Raw genomic sequence first — 19,062 nt, 5'->3', positions numbered from 1 at the left:
AGGCGCTATATCTTGAATGAAAAAACCGTTTTTAATCTGATATTCAGGAATTAAAAACGGTTTTAATTTGTTTAAGATATAATTATTTTTTTTCTTCTTTTTTAGAAGTGTCATACATAATTGGTGTTGCAACAAATAATGATGAATAGGTACCTACAGCTACACCAATAATTAAAGCAAACATAAAACCTTTAATAGAATCTCCACCAAATGTGAAGATCGCCAACATTACTAATAATGTTGTTAAAGAAGTGTTTATAGTTCTTCCTAGGGTAGAACTTAATGCCTTGTTTACTACGTCACTGTATTTCCAATTTGGGTGCAAGCCTGCAAACTCTCTAATTCTATCAAAAATTACCACGGTATCATTTAGAGAGTAACCAACTACTGTCAGTATCGCAGCAATAAATGATTGCCCAATTTCCATGTCGAAAGGCATAATGTTGTAAGTAATAGAGAATACCCCTAGCACAATTAAAACATCATGGAAAACTGCAATTACTGCTCCAATTGAGAAAGATACTTTTCTAAATCTTAATAAGATGTACAAGAACACTACTAGTAGTGAGCCAAATACTGCATATAAAGCTGATGTTTTAATATCATCTGCAATCGTTGGTTCTACTTTCATATAACTCATAACCCCAGCTCCTTCTTTTTCAAATCCAGGTTTAAAGTCGTTGTATGAAGTAGTTCCTAAATACTCTTTTAATCCTGTAAATAAAGCACTTTGAACTTGATCATCTACTTCTTGACCTTCTTCATCAATTTTATATACTGTTGTTATTTTTAATTGATTATCTGAACCATACGTTTTTACTTCTGGAGCAGTACCGAAAGCGTCTTTTAAATCTGAAGCAACTTTTGTCGCATTCATATCTTGATCAAAACGAACGACATAAGAACGTCCTCCTTTAAAATCTACTCCTTGCTTTAATCCGATAGAAAATATAGAAACAATTCCTGAAATAATAATTGCACCAGAAATGATGTAAGCAATTTTACGTTTCTTCAGGAACTCCACATTTATATTTTGGAACCAACCTTTAGAAATTGAAGTATTAAAAGTTAAATTAGTTCCTTTATTTACAGATCTGTCAATTAAAATACGGGTAATAAATACAGCGGTAAATAAAGAAGTAGCGATACCAATCATTAAGGTTAAAGCAAAACCTTTAATTGGTCCTGTACCAAAAATGTATAGAATAATACCTGTTAATAAAGTAGTAATATTTGCATCAATAATTGCGGATAAAGCTCCTTTTACAGAGAAACCTTCTTCTACAGATTGTTTTAATCCTTTTTGTTTGAATAACCCTTCTTTAATTCTTTCAAAGATAATTACGTTAGCATCTACAGACATACCAATTGTTAAAATGATACCTGCAATTCCAGGTAACGTTAACACAGCATTAAAGGATGATAAAATTCCGAATATAAATAAGATGTTTACTGCTAAAGCAATATCAGCATATAAACCAGCTTTACCATAGTATAAAAGCATCCATAGTAAAACTAAAATAATTGCTAAACCAAATGAATTTATTGAAGCATCAATGGATTCCTGTCCTAAAGAAGGTCCAACAACTTCTGCTTGAATTATTCTTGCTGCCGCTGGTAATTTACCTGCTTTTAAAACTGTTGAAATATCTTCTGCTTCTGCAACGGTCATGGTGCCTCCAGAGATAGAAGTTCTTCCACCTGTAATGGCTTGGTTTACAGAAGGAGCAGTATAAACATAATCATCTAAAACAACGGCAACAAAATTACCAACATTATCAGCGGTCATTTTAGCCCATTGTTTTGTTCCAGAACTATTCATTGTCATGCTTACTTCTGGTTTGTTTAATTGATCAAATACTTGACCTGCATCTAAAATAACATCCCCTTCAATAGTCGGTTTGTCATTTCTATTCCCTTTAATTGCATATAAACCAATTAATTCTGAACCATCATTTCCATCTGTAGATTTGTAATCCCATAAAAATTTAGCATACTTTAATTCAGTTGGCAATAAAGATCTTACTTCTTTTTTGGCAAGTAAATTGTTTACGGTTGCTGTATCTAAAACTCTAGCTTGTGCAACTAAAGAACTCAGCTGTTGTTGAGACTGTGCAACATTTGGGAATAAGTACGTAAATAAATTCTTTTGAACTTTCGTAGAATCTGCAGTTTCACCTAACAAATCGTCAATATCATCTTTTTTAACAGAATCTTTTTCTTTCTCTAATGCAGAATCGTCTTTTAATAATTCAGCAACTTTAGCATTTGCTGCAAAGAAGAAATTTTGAACTTCTGCGTTTGTGTGCACCTCCCAAAACTGTAATTCAGCTTTACTTGTAATTAACTTTGTAACACGCTCAATATCTTTAGCTCCTGGCAATTCAATTTGTATTCTACCAGAATTTCCAATTCGTTGAATATTAGGTTGTGTAACTCCAAACTTATCAATTCTACTTCTTAATACTTCAAAAGCAGTACCAATCGAACTGTTGATTTCTTCTTGTAAAGTTTCTTTAACTGTGGCATTCACTTCATCAAAAGAAATTTTTTCGCTTAAAGCTTTTGTTCCAAAAATAGATGGATCACTCAACTTTGTAGTTCCTGCAATTTTTTCAAATTCCTCAAAAAATAAGTCTAAGTAATTTGCATTACTATTCTTCTGTCTTTCATCAGCTGCGCTTAATGCATTATTGAAAGGTTCATTTTTAGAGTCATTTGCTAAACTTTTTAAAACTTCTTTTACAGAAACTTGTAAAATTGCATTGATACCTCCTTTTAAATCAAGACCAAGATTCATTTCTTTGTCTTTTACATCATTGTAGCTATACGCTGCAACACCAATATCTATGATGTTTTTATTGGCAACACTGTCTAAATACTTTCTTTCAAAAGTAGCTTTTTGTCTTGCGTCATTTTCTGTTACTTTACTTTTAGCGTAAGTAGTTGCATCATCTTCTACTTTATTGGCTAAAAAAGTAAATGATAATTGATATAAACTTACCAATCCAAAAAGGATTGCAAATAATTTTATAAGTCCTTTGTTTTGCATTTTGTATTTATTTTAAAGTCAAAGTTTTTTTAAAAACGAGCAAATATATAGCTTCTCGTAGAACCTGACAATTATTTTTTTTGATTGTTTTTGTTAATATGAGTGGGATACTCATCAATTTAAAGGGGGCATGAAAAAATATAAACGATTACATTTTTTAGCTATTGTAGTTTTTTGGTCCAGCTCTGACTTCTGGCTCCTCATGTGAAGTTTTATCTTTAGTAAAAGGATTATTTTTATGTATTTTATAAGTAATCTTAAAAAGTTGATCTCTTTTACATTGTGTTCTTTTTTTTATTAAAGCAAAATAATTATCAGTTGTAAATCTATCAGAATGCTGTTTGATTTCAAAAACAAACTTGAAATCTAAATTAGAGATGTCAGAGCTCTTTGTTAACTCATAAATATCAATGCTGTAATCAGAAGTGGTATTGTTTTTATCTTTGTTTTCAGTGTTTTTATCTAAAACAAATTTATTACCTTTTATTATAGCTTCTTTAATATTCTCAACGTCAACAATGCTAAAGTAAGAAATTTTTAAAGTGCCATTTTTAGTTTCTCTTAAGGTGATATTAGAAGCACCAATATTTCGTAATTTTTTTCTTACGTTAGCAATTGTATTTTCAATATTTTGCCTATTGATTTTAGTATCAACAAATTCTAGCACAATCTCTTGATTAGGTATTGACACCTGCTCTTGAAGTGCTCCGAAAAGAGAAAATATTAAAAATAAAGTACTAATGTACCATTTTGCGTTCATCTGCCAAATATATAAAAATATTGCTTTTAAATTCTGAAATGTACAATCTTATTTAGTGATGTGAATTAATAGTTTTGTTGTGTAATTCGTAATTTTATAGTGGCATAATATTAATATATTATGAACTCCAAAAATTGACTATATTTATTTGCTGAAATTGATAATATAACGATACTTAAATTATAAATATGACACATTTATCTGACATTAAAATTGCGCAAGCAAAAAAGCTGCAGCATATAAAAAATATTGCGAAAAAATTAAAGGTTGATGAAGATGATTTAGAGATGTATGGAAAGTTTAAAGCGAAGCTTCCCCTTTCTTTAATTAACGACGCCAAGGTTGCTGAAAATAATTTAGTGTTAGTAACTGCATTAACGCCAACTCCCGCAGGTGAGGGTAAAACAACTGTTTCTATTGGTTTAACCGAAGGTTTAAATAAAATAGGAAAAAAAGCTACAGTCGTTTTAAGAGAGCCATCTTTAGGTCCTGTTTTTGGAATAAAAGGAGGAGCCGCTGGTGGGGGATATTCGCAAGTAGTGCCAATGGAAGATATTAATTTACATTTTACTGGCGATTTTAATGCTATTGAAAAAGCTAATAATTTATTGTCTGCTTTAATTGATAATAACATACAAAGTAAAACCAATAATCTAAACATCGATCCTAGAACAATTCTTTGGAAACGGGTTATAGATATGAATGATCGTTCCTTAAGGGATATAACCATTGGTTTAGGTGGCACCACAAATGGAGTTCCAAGACAAGATGGTTTTAATATTACACCAGCTTCAGAAGTGATGGCTATTTTATGTATGGCTTCAGATTTAGGTAATTTGAAGAAAAGGTTAGGTGATATTTTTATAGGTTTTAGATATGATAATACACCAGTTTTTGCGCGTGATTTAAAAGCTGAAAATGCCATGGCAATCTTATTAAAGGATGCTATAAAACCTAATTTAGTACAAACGCTAGAAGAGAACCCTGCAATAATTCACGGAGGGCCATTTGCAAATATAGCCCAAGGGACGAATACAATTATTGCTACTAAAATGGGATTGTCTTTGTCTAATTATGTGGTTACAGAAGCAGGTTTTGGGGCGGATTTAGGTGCAGAGAAGTTTTTGAATATAAAGTCTCAATTTGCGAATTTGAACCCTAAATGCGTTGTTTTGGTGGCTACAATTAGGGCGTTACGTCATCATGGAGGTGCAAAACCTGAGGCATATAATACGCCAAATTTAGCTAAGGTTATTGAAGGTTTTAGAAATCTTGAAAAGCATATAGAGAATATTAGAAAATATAATATTGAACCCGTGGTAGCCATTAATTCTTTTATTTCTGATTCTGATCAAGAGGTCAGTTTTGTAATTGAAAAATGTAACAGTTTGGGTGTAGAGGCAGTTTTATCTGAAGGTTGGGCGAAAGGAGGAGAAGGAACTAAAGAATTAGCAAAGGCGGTTGTACGTGTAGTAGAAAATAAAGCTACTAAATACAGACCTTTATACGATTGGAAATCTCCAGTTACTGAAAAAATAGAAACGATTGCTAAGGAAATTTACGGAGCAAAAAATGTGGAGTATAGTAAGAAAGCACAATTAAATTTAAGAAGAATAGATAGATTAGGATTTAATGATTTTGCTATTTGTATGGCTAAAACACAAAAATCTTTTTCAGATAATGAGAATTTAATTGGAAGACCTGAAGGGTTTACTGTAACGGTGAGAGAAATTGAAATTGCAGCGGGCGCACAATTTATTATACCCATATTAGGAAAAATGATGCGAATGCCTGGTTTGCCTTCTACTCCAGCTTCAGAAAATATGACGATTGATAATAATGGTGTTATTTCGGGTCTGTCTTAATTACGGGATTAAAAGCGAAATATAAAATTATTGATTATAATAAAAAACCAGCTTTTTAGCTGGTTTTTTACTGTCCGTTTATTGAAATAAAATTAACGGTATTTTATAATTCTAATAAGTCGTTTGTTTTAGAAACTCCAGCTGCTGATTCTTGCATGTGAGCTTTTTCATCATTACTCAGATTAATTTCAACAATGCTTTCAATTCCGTTTTTACCTAAAACAACAGGTACTCCAATGCATAAATCATTTAAACCATATTCACCTTCCAACAAAACTGAACATGGAAATATTTTCTTCTGGTCACAGGCTATGGCTTGCACTAATCCGCTAACTGCAGCTCCGGGGGCATACCAAGCAGAAGTACCTAATAAACCAGTTAAAGTTGCGCCACCAACTTTGGTGTCTTGTAAAACTTGCGCTAGTCTTTCTTCAGAAATAAATTCAGAAACAGGTACAGAGTTACGAGTAGCTAATCTAGTTAAAGGTACCATTCCTTTATCAGAATGACCTCCAATAACCATTCCGTCAACATCAGAGATAGGAGCTCCTAAAGCTTCTGCCAATCTGTATTTAAAACGAGCAGAATCTAAAGCACCACCCATTCCAATAATTCTGTTTTTTGGTAAGCCAGTAGTTTTATGAACTAAATAAGTCATTGTGTCCATAGGGTTAGAAACAACAATGATAATTGTGCTTGGAGAATGTTCAATTAAGCTTGAAGAAACTGTTTTTACAATTCCTGCATTGATACCAATTAATTGCTCACGAGTCATTCCTGGTTTTCTAGGAATTCCAGAAGTAATTACACAAATGTCAGAATTTGCGGTTTTTGAATAATCATTTGTACTTCCAGTAATCTTTGTGTCAAAACCATTTAAAGAAGCCGTCTGCATTAAGTCCATTGCTTTTCCTTCTGCGTAACCTTCTTTAATGTCTAACAAAACAACTTCAGAAGCAAAATTTTTAATTGCTATGTATTCTGCACAACTTGCACCCACTGCGCCTGCTCCAACTACGGTAACTTTCATAATTTTTTTGTTTTTTATTTTTATGATATTTTAGTGGTGTAAAAATACAATTTTAAAAATATTTTAATGTGATATATCATAAAAAAAGACATCAATTTTTGATGTCTTTTTAAAATAAGGTTATAATTTATTTATCTAATACTAATTGCAATACCAGCATTTAAAGTATTATATTCTTGTAAAGTGTAGCTTCCAAATATTTTAAAGAATCCTAAACTTAATCTAGCTCCTACAGTAGTAGACAATCCACTTGCATTAAAGCTTAAGTCTGGAGTAGATAAAGCAATTGTTTCTGTATATTGTTGACCATTAATTGAATAGTTATAATTACCTTGGTAAGTTCCTTTCATAGATAAAGAAGAGCTTCCACTATTATATCCAAAACCACCATATAAATTTATTATTGGAAAGTTTAAAGAGGCTATAGCTTGAACAGTAAATGCTTTTAAGTCAAATTCTGCACCACCATTGTTAATAGTTAAATCGCCAGAATTTACATCTTCAATTCCATAAGTAACATTCATTTTAGTATAAGCAGCTAACAAAGAAACATGTAAAGGTGTTTTTTCCATTGGCCCAAACCAGCTTGTAATTTCTTTTTTAAGACCTAATCCTAACATGTTTATTTGACCACCATCATCACCAACGTCAGTTTTAGGTAATAATCTTAACATACCTTCCATTTCCCAAGGTAAACCAACATTTACCTGAACAATAGGAGCTGGTATAGAATTCAATATTAAATCATCTTTAATACCTCCTGGCATTGTTAAATCTGCAGTTACAGTTTGTGTTTGTCCAAATGCTGGAGAACTGGCGTCCTGAATTGTTAGTGTTCTTGTTACTGTCAATGCAGTTTGAGTATCTTCGCCAGCAAAAGTGGGTGCAGAATTAGCTCCGGAGATCGAAGAAAGACCAGCTAAACTAAAAATTTCTCTTTCAGAGGGAACCGCAGAAGCACTTAGCCCTATAGTTAAATCAAAACCAAGTACTTTATGAACTTTTGCTGTGTGAGCCCATCCATTATTCATACCATATATAAATCCTTCCATGGCCGGAGCAAAATATCCTTCCATTAATTTGTTTACATCACTTCCTTCAGCAAGAAGAATTCCTTCAAAACCATCTTGGGCTTTTGTGGCGAATGACAGGGTAAATACGACCATAAAAATTAAATTACACTTTTTCATTATTGTAGTTTTTTGATTAGTAATTATTAAAATTTGATTAAATCTGGTGCTAATATAAAGAAAAAAACACACTTCATGGATAGAAGTGTGCGCAAACTGTATGGGTTTTAGTGTATTAAACGTCTATATTTGCATACTTGGCATTTCTTTCAATAAAGTCTCTTCTCGGTGGAACTTCATCTCCCATTAACATTGAGAAAACTCTATCTGCTTCAGTTGCGTTATCAATGACAACTTTCCTTAAGGTTCTAAATTCAGGATTCATGGTTGTGTCCCAAAGTTGTTCTGCGTTCATCTCTCCAAGACCTTTATATCTTTGAATGTTAACACTACCTCCTAATTTTTGAGCAATTAAGTCGCGTTGGTTATCATCCCAAGCATATTCTCTTTTTTGTCCTTTTTTCACTAAATATAGAGGGGGTGTAGCAATGTAGATATATCCTTGCTCTACCATTTCTCTCATATATCTAAAGAAGAAGGTTAAAATAAGTGTTGCAATGTGAGAACCATCTACATCGGCATCACACATAATAACCACTTTATGGTATCGAACTTTAGATAAGTTTAAAGCCCTTGGGTCTTCTTCTGTTCCGATAGAAACACCTAAAGCCGTAAACATATTTTTGATCTCTTCATTTTCAAAAACCTTATGTTGCATTGCTTTTTCAACATTCAAGATTTTTCCACGAAGTGGAAGAATGGCTTGAAAATTTCTATCACGTCCTTGTTTTGCTGTTCCACCTGCAGAATCTCCCTCAACTAAGAAAATTTCACATTGTGCTGGATCTGTTTCTGAACAATCAGATAATTTACCAGGCAAACCACCAATACTCATGACTGTTTTACGCTGCACCATTTCACGAGCTTTACGCGCTGCGTGTCTCGCTGTAGCTGCTAAAATTACTTTTTGAACTATTATTTTAGCATCATTAGGATTTTCTTCTAAATAATCAGTTAACATCTCTGAAACTGCTTGCGAAACCGCAGAAGTTACTTCTCTATTTCCTAATTTAGTTTTAGTTTGTCCCTCAAATTGTGGTTCTGCAACTTTTACAGATATAATTGCAGTTAAACCTTCTCTAAAGTCGTCACCAGCAATTTCAAATTTTACATTTTTAAGTAATCCAGAGTTGTCAGCATATTTTTTTAATGTTCCAGTTAAACCACGTCTAAAACCAGATAAATGCGTTCCACCTTCATGGGTATTAATGTTATTTACATAAGAATGTAGGTTTTCTGCATAAGACGTATTATATACCATCGCAACTTCAACCGGTATTCCATTTTTTTCACCTTCCATAGAAATCACATTCGCCGTTAATTGCTCACGTGTTGAATCTAGGTATCTAATAAATTCAGGTAAACCTTCATCACTATGAAAAGTTTCTGTTGTAAAATTTCCTTCATCATCAGTGCTTCGTCTATCCGTTAAAGTAATTGTAATTCCTTTATTTAGATAAGACAATTCGCGCATACGGGTTGCCAGCGTATCGTAGTTGTAGTCAGTGGTTTGTGTAAAGATTGTTTTATCTGGTGAAAAAGTAACAATAGTTCCCGTAAAATCCGTTTCTCCAATTGTTTTCACTGGGTACAACGCTTTTCCTTGAGAATATTCTTGTTGCCATACTTTCCCTTCTTTATGAACGGTTGCTGTTAAATGTTGTGATAATGCATTTACACAACTTACACCAACACCATGCAATCCTCCAGAAACTTTATAAGAATCTTTATCAAATTTACCACCAGCACCAATTTTTGTCATCACAACTTGTAATGCAGAAACGCCTTCTTTTTTGTGAATTCCTACAGGAATTCCACGTCCATTATCTTTAGTGGTAATAGAATTATCTTCGTTAATAGTAACATTAATCGTATCACAATAACCACCCATTGCTTCATCAATAGAATTATCTACAACTTCATATACTAAATGATGTAAACCTCTGGTACCAACATCGCCAATATACATAGATGGACGCATTCTTACATGCTCCATTCCTTCTAATGCCTGAATGCTGGAAGCATCATAATTATTTTTTTTGTCTTCGCTCATTATAAAAGTGAATTATTAATTTTTTAGGTTGATGAAATCCGTCTTACAGAACGAACTTATTGAACTCAAATTTACGGTTTTATCAATTGATTTAAAGTCTTTTTAGCGATTTTGTTTTAAAATTATCAACATTTGTTAAAAACAAAAAAAGCTCTTAAAAGGCTTAAAAATGAGTTTAATTTTAATTCCTTAAATTTTGATGAAGAATGTAATTTCATAAATTAAAAAAATCTCGCATTTGCGAGATTTTTAAAGATGTTATTTTTTAAAATCAAAGAAATGATCTCTAATTTCTAATAATTTTCACATTCATTTCTTCTACTTTTTTATCCGATAAAATAGAAGGAGCATTGAAAAGTAAATCTTCAGAAGTTCCTGTTTTAGGAAAGGCCATTACCTCTCTTATAGAGGCTTTCTTTTCTAAGATCATCATTAAACGATCTACACCCCAAGCAATTCCACCATGAGGAGGTGCTCCATATTGAAATGCTTTATACATGGTTTCAACACTTTTCATCATTTCTTCTTTGTTGTACCCCATATTTTTATAGGTTGCTTCTAAAATTTCTGCTTTGTGCGCACGAACTGAACCTCCGCCAATTTCATAACCATTCAATATTAAATCATATTGTTGAGCAATGATGGTTCCAATTTCTTCTCCATCTCCATTCAGGTGCTTTTCTAAATCATAGATTGCAGGCATGGAAAATGGATTGTGTGTAAATGTCCATCTTCCCTCATCTGTTTTTTCAAACATTGGAAAATCTACGACCCAAGCTGGGCGTAATTCTTTAGGATTGATTAGTTTTAAAATGCGGCCCATTTCTTGGCGAACAGCATCTAAAGCCTTGTTTGCTGTTGCATAATCTGCTGCTGAGAAAAAGACAATATCACCAATTTGAGCATCAGTTGCTATTATAATGTTGGCGGCAATTTCTTCCCCTAAAAACTTAATAATTGGCGATTGTAAATCATTTTCATTTACAATTATATATGCCAAACCACCTAAGCCATTTTGTTGTGCAATGGCAGTTAAGTTTTCAATTTGACCTTTAGACATGCGTTTGTTTCCTTGTTCTTTTGCAGAAACTTTGATGCATTTTACAATTCCTCCATCATCAATAGGTTTGCTGAAAACTTGAAATGTTGTGTCTTTTACAATATCTGTAATATCTTGCATTTGCAATCCATAACGTAAATCTGGTCTATCACAACCATATTTATCCATCGCATTTTTGTAAGTAATCACTTCAAAAGGTTGTAGAATCCATTTTTTACCATAGATTTTTTTTACAACTTCATTAAACATTTTCGTGTTTAAATTTATGATTTGCTGCATACTTGCGTAAGCCATTTCAATGTCTAATTGCGTAAATTCTGGTTGACGATCTCCACGCGAATCTTCATCTCTAAAACAACGTGCAATTTGAAAATATTTTTCAAATCCACCAACCATTAGCATTTGCTTAAACTGCTGCGGAGCTTGCGGCAAAGTATAAAAAGAACCCACTTGTTTTCTTGTAGGAACAATAAATTCTCTTGCTCCTTCATCTGTACCTGCGGTTAAAATTGGTGTTTCAATTTCTAAGAATTCTTCTTCGTCCAAGATATCTCGTAAAAGTTTAATTACTTTATGACGATTTACAATTGCTTTTCGAACATCATCATTTCTATGATCTAAAAATTTGTATTGAAAACGAACATTTTCATTTGTTTTAGTCGCTCTTTTTATTTCAAAAGGAAGCGTTTTAGATAAGTTTAATATTTCTAAAGCAGCTGTCTCTAATTCAACTTTACCAGTTCTTAAACCTGCGTTGTAATCATCTTCATTTCTTTGAACTACAATTCCCGCAACCATTATTACAGTTTCCGGTTTTAGTTTTACAAGTTCATCCAAGTTAGGAAACGTTTCCCTACTTAAGCGTACTTGAAAAATTTGGTTACTTGAATCGCGTAAATCAATAAAAATTAATTCTCCATGATCACGAACACTTGCCACCCAACCTGACAAAGTTATTTCTTCGTTAATTGAATTTTCTGATAACTGAGAAATTTTGTGTGTTCTGTATTCTTCTTTTATGATAATTGGAATTTCAGGGAGTGCTTCTTCTTCTATTTTTGTTTTTTGCTTTGCACCATTCGTTGTAGTTTGTTCTTTCTTAGGATATGCTTTTTCATTTGCAGCTTCATCAGAAAGAGAATTTAAAATTTCTTGTCTAATAACTTTACCTGAAGCTCCTTTTCCAATAATAGCAATTACTTTACCTACAAGAATTCCTGCTTTACCAAGGTTGCCAGCTTTAATATCGTTGGCAATTATCTCATTTTTTGCAATTACTTTTTGAACAGCGTCTTTGATTTTATCCTCAGAAATTGTGTTGTCTTCAAAGTACTTTTTGTAATCAAAAGTTCTGTCTTTTAAGTAACTTATAATTCCGTTTTGGACTAAAACTGCTGTAATTTTTTCTTCCTTAAATAACTGAAAAATTTCAGTTAAGTGGGCTACGCTATGAATGTTTGCATATTCCTCTGCCCCAATATTATTGACTAATGTTTTTGCAACAAAAGAAGGGTCTTTAATTACATTATTAATAGCAACAAAAGTTTTTGAACGCAAAGAATCTGCGGTAAAAAATTTTGCATCTTGTGGTAAAACGCCACCTTTTATCAAAATAGATTCAACGGCAAAAGGTAATGCGCTTAAATCAACTTCGATATTTTCTACAACTTGTTTAATGTTTACAAGGGGTAAGTCTGGTTCAGAAATAAATCTATAATCAGCTTCAAACTCTTTTGTACGCATCGTTTTGGTTTGCTTTAAGTCAGCATCCCACAAAACCGTAGTCTGTTCGGGTCTAAATTCTCTATTCTCTATATAATAATTTAGTTGCTTTTCAATTTCTTCCTTTAAAGCTTCCACCATAAACTTAAACGAATTCAAGTTTTTAATTTCTGTACGAGGATTTAAATTATAGCTATGTTTTTTACGAAGTGATACAGAAACATCAGACTTAAATTCTCCCTTTTCAAGGTTTGCTTCAGATATTTTTAAATTCTGAACAATTCGCTGAATGTATTGTGCATATGTTGAAGCATCTTCAATATTACGAATACACGGTTCTGTTACAATCTCGATTAACGGAACTCCAGCTTTGTTGAAATCAACTAAAGAAACTTTCTTTTCGTGTATTAATTTAGCCGCATCTTCTTCAATGTGAACTTGCGTTAAATTTACGGTAAATTGAGAACCATCATTTCTAAAACAAGAAACTTCACCATCTGGAATTATGGGGTTGTGAAACTGCGTAATTTGAATGTTCTTTGGATTGTCTGGATATTCGTAATGTTTTCTATCCCAAGAAATCACTTCATTATTAAAAGTAGATTTCACTGCTTTTCCAAAATAAATAGCCTTCTTAATAGCTTCTTTATTAAGGGAAGGTAAAACTCCCATTTGGCCAGTACAAACAGAACATATGTTCTGATTAGGTTTTTCTATTTCTTGATTTGCACAAGAACAAAATAACTTAGAGTTTGTATTTAATCGAACATGGGTTTCTAGTCCAATTACTAGCTCTAGATCGTGGGCTTGTAGTAATTTATTTAATTGCTCTAGTTCCATTATATCGTATCTTTTAAGAAGTTAGCAAACTTCAAAACGAGTTTATCCTTATTTTTTGCAGCTGTAATTTGTAAACCTGTTGCTGTTCCTTGAGGTACAGTTATGGTTGGCAGTTGTCCTAAGCTAAAACCAACTGTAAACGCATCTGACAAATACATGGACAAAGGATCTTTTAAACTTTCTCCGATTTTTGGGGGTTTGTTTGGAGTGACTGGTGATAAAATAACATCTACTTCTTTGAAATCTTTTTCAAAATTTTCAGCAATTTGATCTCTCAAGTTTAATCCTTTTAAATAAATTTCATCAGAAAAACCTTGAGATAGCAACTGATTTCCACCAACAATTCTACGTTTTGTTTCTTCTGAAAAATTTTCTGAACGCGTTATTGAATACGATTCTTTTAAATTAGCACCTTCAATTCTATGACCGTAATTTGTGCCATCTAGTCTTGATAAATTAGACGCAGTTTCCGCCATTGCTAATGTGTAATAAGCAGAAACTAGGGTCTCTGATTCAAAGAAATCTAATTCTTTTACTTGAATTCCTTGCGCTTTTATCTTCGCTATGGAGGTTAAAAAAGCTGTTTTTATTTCTGAATCAATGGCATCATTTTCTATAAAGTTCTTAAAATACCCAACTGTTTTTATATCATCAGCATTCACAATCGATTCTTGTGAGATGCTTTTAGATTGATTTGTAGTTTGATCTTTGGAGTCTTTTCCGCTCATTACATTCAATACAATTCTAATATCTTCTATAGATTTTGCTATCGGTCCCACACAATCTGTTGAGGATGCGTAGGCCATCAATCCAAAACGTGAAATTCTACCATACGTTGGCTTAAAACCGAAAACATTATTATAACCTGCAGGTTGGCGAATAGAACCTCCTGTGTCTCCGCCGATAGAAAAAACAGTGAAGTCTTTTGCAACATTTACTGCAGAGCCTCCACTGGAGCCTCCAGCAACTAAAGTAGGGTCTATGGCATTTTTCACAGCTCCAAAAATGGTGTTTTCAGATGATGAACCATGCCCAAAGCTATCGCAATTTTCTTTTACTAATGGAATTGCGCCAGCATCTAGCAATTTTTGAATGGCCGTTGCCGTATATGGAGATTTGTAATTTTTTAATAAATCAGAACTTGCGGTTGCGTAAGTGCCTTGCAGCATGAATACGTCTTTAATTCCGAACGGGATTCCTTCTAACAAACCAATTTCTTCTCCGTTTTTAATTTTAGCATCTACTTTTGTTGCTAATTTTAAAGCGATTTCATCTAAAATTGAATTCACGGTATTATGAGTATTCAATTTTAATAAATCTAATCTTTCTTGCACTAATGCTGTACAAGTAATTTTTTTATTCACCAATTGCTGATGAATTTTATGTATTTGAGATTCCATAACTATTCTTCTATTACTTTAGAAACTACTAAATAGCCATTCTTTTCTTTTGGAAAGTTTTCTATTATAATTTCTTTTTCGATTTGAGAACTTTCGATTATACAATCTTCTCTTAAATCATTTAAAGAAACTGCATTATTATGATTGTTATTAAAGTAATTATTATTTATTGAATTGGCGTTTTTAATGGCTTCAAATAATTTATTTACAGACTCAGATGGCTGCGCTCCTTTAATACTAGACAATACGTCTACTGTCATAATTTTACTCATCTTTCTTTTTATTTTAGTTTTATATTAAAACTTTAAGGCGGCAAAACTACAAAAGTTTTGTTTCTGATTAAAGTATAAAATAAAGAAAACACACCAACAATTTATGGTGTAAATCATTGGTGCGTTCATTAATTCAGTAAATTCAATTCAAACAAGTTGTTTTCGAGGGCAAATTACCGTTTTTTTATTGTTATTTTACATCATATTTTTTAAATTAGTTATAATTTAAAACTAATATTAACAATATGGTTTTTAAGTGTAGTTTAAAATCTAATTTATGACTCGTTTTTTATTTATCGATGAAATTAAAGAAAAAAACTTGCATAAAATTTGTTCAAATAAAATTTGGTGGCTACATTTGTAGTTCAATGAAAAAACAACATAACATTTGGTGGTGGAGCTCTCTTAGAAAATAAGTGAGAACAATCCTATATGTATACAACATAACAAAAAAGGCTTATCTCATGATAAGCCTTTTTTTATGATAAATTTTTATCATTCAAATAAAAATACTGAATTCAATTCAGCATCAAAATGAAAAAAATACAATTTAAGACAATTTTTAAAACCAAGATAGCCGATACAATTACGCCAGTAGGCTTGTACTTGCGTTTCAGAGACAAATATGCAAATACTTTGCTTTTGGAAAGTTCAGATTATCATAGTAAAGAAGAAAGTTTTTCTTTTATCGCTATTGAACCAATTATTTCTTTGAAAGTAGATAATTATCAGTTTTCGGTTTCTCATAAAGGAACACAAATTGATGAACAACCCATCAATAAAAATTTTTACGAGTTATTTGATAAATTCACAAATTCAATAGCATTAGATTGTCCTGCCGAATTAAAATCATTTAATGGTTTATACGGCTACACAACGTACGATTCTGTTCAATATTTCGAAAATATTCAATTTAAAAACAAGAAAGCACCTTCTGCAATTCCAGAAATGCAATACAGTTTTTATCGTTTTATTATCGCTATCAATCATTTTAACGATGAAATGACCTTAATAGAAAATATTGAAGAAGGAACGGAATCGCGTATTACAGAAATTCAAACTATTATAGATGCTCAAGCATTTAATACACAGAGATTTGAAATTGTAGGAGAAGAAACTTCAAATACAACTGGAGAAGAATTTATAGATTACGTTAGAAAAGCAAAGTCGCATTGTAAAAGAGGAGATGTCTTTCAATTGGTTTTATCCCGTCAATTTCAACAAAAATTTAAAGGAGATGAATTTAATGTCTATAGAGCATTGCGTTCTATAAATCCATCACCATATTTGTTTTATTTCGATTACGGTTCATTCAAGTTGATGGGGTCTTCACCAGAAGCACAGATCAAAATTTCTGAAGGAAAAGCGATCATCAACCCAATAGCTGGTACTTTCAGAAGAACCGGTGATATGGCAGAGGATATTAAATTGGGGAAAAAATTAGCTGCAGATAAAAAGGAAACTGCAGAACACGTAATGTTGGTAGACTTAGCTCGAAATGATTTAAGTAAACATGCCGATAATGTTACTGTTGATGTATTTAAAGAAGTACAATATTTCAGTCACGTAATTCATTTGGTTTCTACAGTTTCTGGGAAGTTAAAAGGAAATCCGATTGAAATAGTTGGAGACACTTTTCCTGCAGGGACTTTAAGCGGAGCACCAAAGTACAAAGCAATGAAGTTGATTGACAAATATGAAAATCAAACTCGTGGTTTTTATGGCGGAGCAGTCGGGATTATCGGGTTAGATGGTTCTGTGAATTTGGCAATTGCAATTCGTTCTTTTGTGAGTAAAAATAATGTATTGTATTATCAGGCGGGAGCGGGAATTGTGATCCATTCCGATGAAGAAAAGGAATTACAGGAAGTAAATAATAAATTAGCAGCGTTAAAGAAAGCGCTGATTTTAGCAGAGAATATTTAGGGCGTTTTAACAGGCTTTCCACTATATCTTTTTTCCAAAAAAGAAAAAAAGGATGCCGTTTCAATCCTTAACGCAAGCTGAGAAATTTAATAGAGATTTGATTACAATGAAACAAATCCACAATTAAACGATTACACAACATAAGAATATGAAAATATTAATCTTAGATAATTACGACTCTTTCACCTATAACTTAGTTCATATGGTGGAAAAAATCACAGGAAATTTTCCAGCAGTTTTTAGAAATGACGAAATCAATATTGCAGATGTAGGAAACTATGATATGATTATGTTGTCTCCTGGACCTGGAATTCCAGATGAAGCAGGAATTTTAAAAGATGTAATTAAAACGTACGCAGGAATAAAACCAATATTCGGAGTTTGTTTAGGTTTACAGGCAATTACAGAAGTTTTCGGAGGAAATATTATTAATTTAGAAGATGTTTTTCATGGAGTTGCCACAGAAATGAGGGTCGCAGACACTTCAGCCATTATTTTTAAAGATGTTCCAGAAACGTTTATGGCGGCACGTTATCATTCTTGGGCAGCAACAGATGAAGGTTTTCCTAAAGAAATACAAGTAACAGCGAGAGATGAAGATGGGTTAATTCAAGCCATTGAGCATAAAATATTTCCAATTTCAGCAGTTCAATTTCACCCAGAATCTATTTTAACAGATGTTGGTGAGCAATTGGTTACTAATTTTATCAATGCGAATTCATAATGAAAGCAATTTTAAATAAATTATATAATCATGAGAGATTGTCGAAATCTGAAGCAAAACAAATATTAATAGATATTGCTGCAGAGAAATACAATGACGCACATTTAGCATCATTTATGACTGTTTTTATGATGCGTCCAATTACGGTTCAGGAACTGTCGGGTTTTAGAGAGGCTTTAAAAGAACTTTCTATAAAAGTAGATTTATCAGATTATAGTACTATTGATATCGTTGGAACCGGAGGAGATGGAAAAGATACTTTCAATATTTCAACATTAACTTCCTTTATCGTAGCAGGAACGGGTCAGAAAGTAGCAAAACACGGTAATTACTCAGTGTCTTCTCAATCTGGTTCTTCAGATATGTTAGCTAGTTTTGGGTATCAATTTACGAACGATGAAAGTGTTTTGAAGGCACATTTAGAGAAAGCAAATATTTGTTTTTTACACGCACCAAAATTTCATCCGGCGATGAAAGCTGTCGGACCAACTAGAAAAGCATTGGCTTTAAAAACGTTTTTTAATATGTTAGGACCTTTAGTAAACCCAAGTTCACCAAAAAATCAACTACTAGGAACTTTTAACATGGAAATTGCGCGTTTGTATAATTATATTTTACAGGAAGAAAATATCAATTATGGTATTGTTCATGCGTTAGATGGTTATGATGAAATATCATTAACAGGCGGATTTAAATTGTTTACTAAAAATGGAGAACAAATTATAAACCCAGAAGATTTAGGACAGAAAAGAATACAACAATCAGAAATTTTTGGAGGGAATTCAGTTTCCGATGCTGCTAAAATCTTTAAAACTATTTTAGAAGGGAACGGAACAGAAGCTCAGAATAATGTGGTGTTAACAAATGCTGCGTTTGCTTTAAAAATAGTGGATGAAACCAAGAGTTTTGAAACTGCTTTTTCAGAAGCAAAAGATTCGCTTTTTGGTTTAAAAGCAAAACAAACTTTAGAAAAATTAGTACGTCTTTAGAATGAAAAAAAAGAAGAACTTAATTTCAATTATTCCCGCATTTTTATTAATGGGGGCAGCAGTTGGTATTCAGACAAAAAACTTAACGAAACATGCTGTTATTGGTTTGATTGTCGGAATTATAGTTTATTTTTTTTTAAAATTTAGAAATAAAAATAGTAGTAAAACAAAGTCTTAGT

General features: G+C 32.3%; 13 protein-coding genes. 5 read left to right on the top strand and 8 right to left on the bottom strand.

Annotation, left to right across the window (positions count from 1 at the left end; translation table 11 throughout):
* Window positions 1-82: 82 nt before the first annotated feature.
* Window positions 83-3,052, bottom strand: a complete 2,970-nt coding sequence (gene secDF / locus ATE90_RS09920; protein WP_036787394.1) for a protein translocase subunit SecDF — start codon at window positions 3,050-3,052, stop codon at window positions 83-85.
* A 157-nt stretch (window positions 3,053-3,209) separates the two neighbouring features.
* Window positions 3,210-3,812 (bottom strand): hypothetical protein, encoded by a 603-nt coding sequence (locus tag ATE90_RS09915; protein WP_036787390.1) that lies wholly within the window; start codon window positions 3,810-3,812, stop codon window positions 3,210-3,212.
* Between the two features lie 188 nt (window positions 3,813-4,000).
* On the opposite strand from ATE90_RS09915, the gene ATE90_RS09910 reads away from it, so the two are divergent.
* Complete coding sequence (locus ATE90_RS09910) at window positions 4,001-5,677, top strand: formate--tetrahydrofolate ligase (protein ID WP_036787388.1); 1,677 nt, start codon at window positions 4,001-4,003, stop codon at window positions 5,675-5,677.
* Window positions 5,678-5,780: 103 nt separating this feature from the next.
* Here the strand turns inward: ATE90_RS09910 and mdh are convergent, their stop codons facing one another.
* The 6 genes from mdh to ATE90_RS09880 form a co-directional block, all read right to left on the bottom strand.
* Window positions 5,781-6,707, bottom strand: coding sequence for a malate dehydrogenase (gene mdh / locus ATE90_RS09905; RefSeq protein WP_036787386.1), 927 nt, complete (start codon window positions 6,705-6,707; stop codon window positions 5,781-5,783).
* Between the two features lie 131 nt (window positions 6,708-6,838).
* Entirely contained in the window at window positions 6,839-7,897 is a 1,059-nt protein-coding gene (locus ATE90_RS09900) for a DUF6588 family protein (protein WP_036787384.1), read from the bottom strand.
* Window positions 7,898-8,012: 115 nt separating this feature from the next.
* Window positions 8,013-9,950, bottom strand: a complete 1,938-nt coding sequence (gene gyrB, locus ATE90_RS09895; protein WP_036787382.1) for a DNA topoisomerase (ATP-hydrolyzing) subunit B — start codon at window positions 9,948-9,950, stop codon at window positions 8,013-8,015.
* Window positions 9,951-10,236: 286 nt separating this feature from the next.
* Window positions 10,237-13,572 carry a bifunctional amidotransferase subunit GatB/aspartate--tRNA ligase AspS gene (gene gatB/aspS / locus ATE90_RS09890; protein ID WP_101451349.1) on the bottom strand — a complete coding sequence of 1,112 codons (3,336 nt, stop codon included), beginning with the start codon at window positions 13,570-13,572 and terminating at the stop codon, window positions 10,237-10,239.
* Window positions 13,572-14,972, bottom strand: coding sequence for an amidase family protein (locus ATE90_RS09885; protein WP_036787376.1), 1,401 nt, complete (start codon window positions 14,970-14,972; stop codon window positions 13,572-13,574). The genes gatB/aspS and ATE90_RS09885 overlap by 1 nt, the downstream gene beginning before the upstream one ends.
* A 2-nt stretch (window positions 14,973-14,974) precedes the next feature.
* Window positions 14,975-15,244 carry a hypothetical protein gene (locus ATE90_RS09880; RefSeq protein ID WP_036787374.1) on the bottom strand — a complete coding sequence of 90 codons (270 nt, stop codon included), beginning with the start codon at window positions 15,242-15,244 and terminating at the stop codon, window positions 14,975-14,977.
* A gap of 534 nt (window positions 15,245-15,778) precedes the next feature.
* Here ATE90_RS09880 and ATE90_RS09875 point away from each other — a divergent pair.
* The 4 genes from ATE90_RS09875 (at window position 15,779) to ATE90_RS13580 (ending at window position 19,061) form a co-directional block, all read left to right on the top strand.
* Window positions 15,779-17,170: an anthranilate synthase component I family protein gene (locus ATE90_RS09875; protein ID WP_101451348.1), complete on the top strand. Its 1,392-nt coding sequence runs from the start codon at window positions 15,779-15,781 to the stop codon at window positions 17,168-17,170.
* 148 nt (window positions 17,171-17,318) lie between these two features.
* A complete protein-coding gene (locus ATE90_RS09870) occupies window positions 17,319-17,894 on the top strand; it encodes an anthranilate synthase component II (protein WP_036787367.1) in 576 nt (191 codons plus the stop codon).
* Window positions 17,894-18,883 carry an anthranilate phosphoribosyltransferase gene (trpD, locus tag ATE90_RS09865; protein WP_036787365.1) on the top strand — a complete coding sequence of 330 codons (990 nt, stop codon included), beginning with the start codon at window positions 17,894-17,896 and terminating at the stop codon, window positions 18,881-18,883. Before ATE90_RS09870 ends, trpD begins: the two co-directional genes overlap by 1 nt.
* Window position 18,884: 1 nt before the next feature.
* A complete protein-coding gene (locus ATE90_RS13580) occupies window positions 18,885-19,061 on the top strand; it encodes a hypothetical protein (protein ID WP_172824240.1) in 177 nt (58 codons plus the stop codon).
* Window position 19,062 lies beyond the last annotated feature (1 nt).

This window comes from Polaribacter sp. Hel1_33_96 (assembly GCF_002846595.1).
In the GTDB taxonomy this organism is placed as follows: Bacteria; Bacteroidota; Bacteroidia; order Flavobacteriales; family Flavobacteriaceae; genus Polaribacter.
The sequence above is the reverse complement of the archived record's forward strand: the minus strand, read 5'-3'. Positions and strand labels throughout refer to the sequence as shown.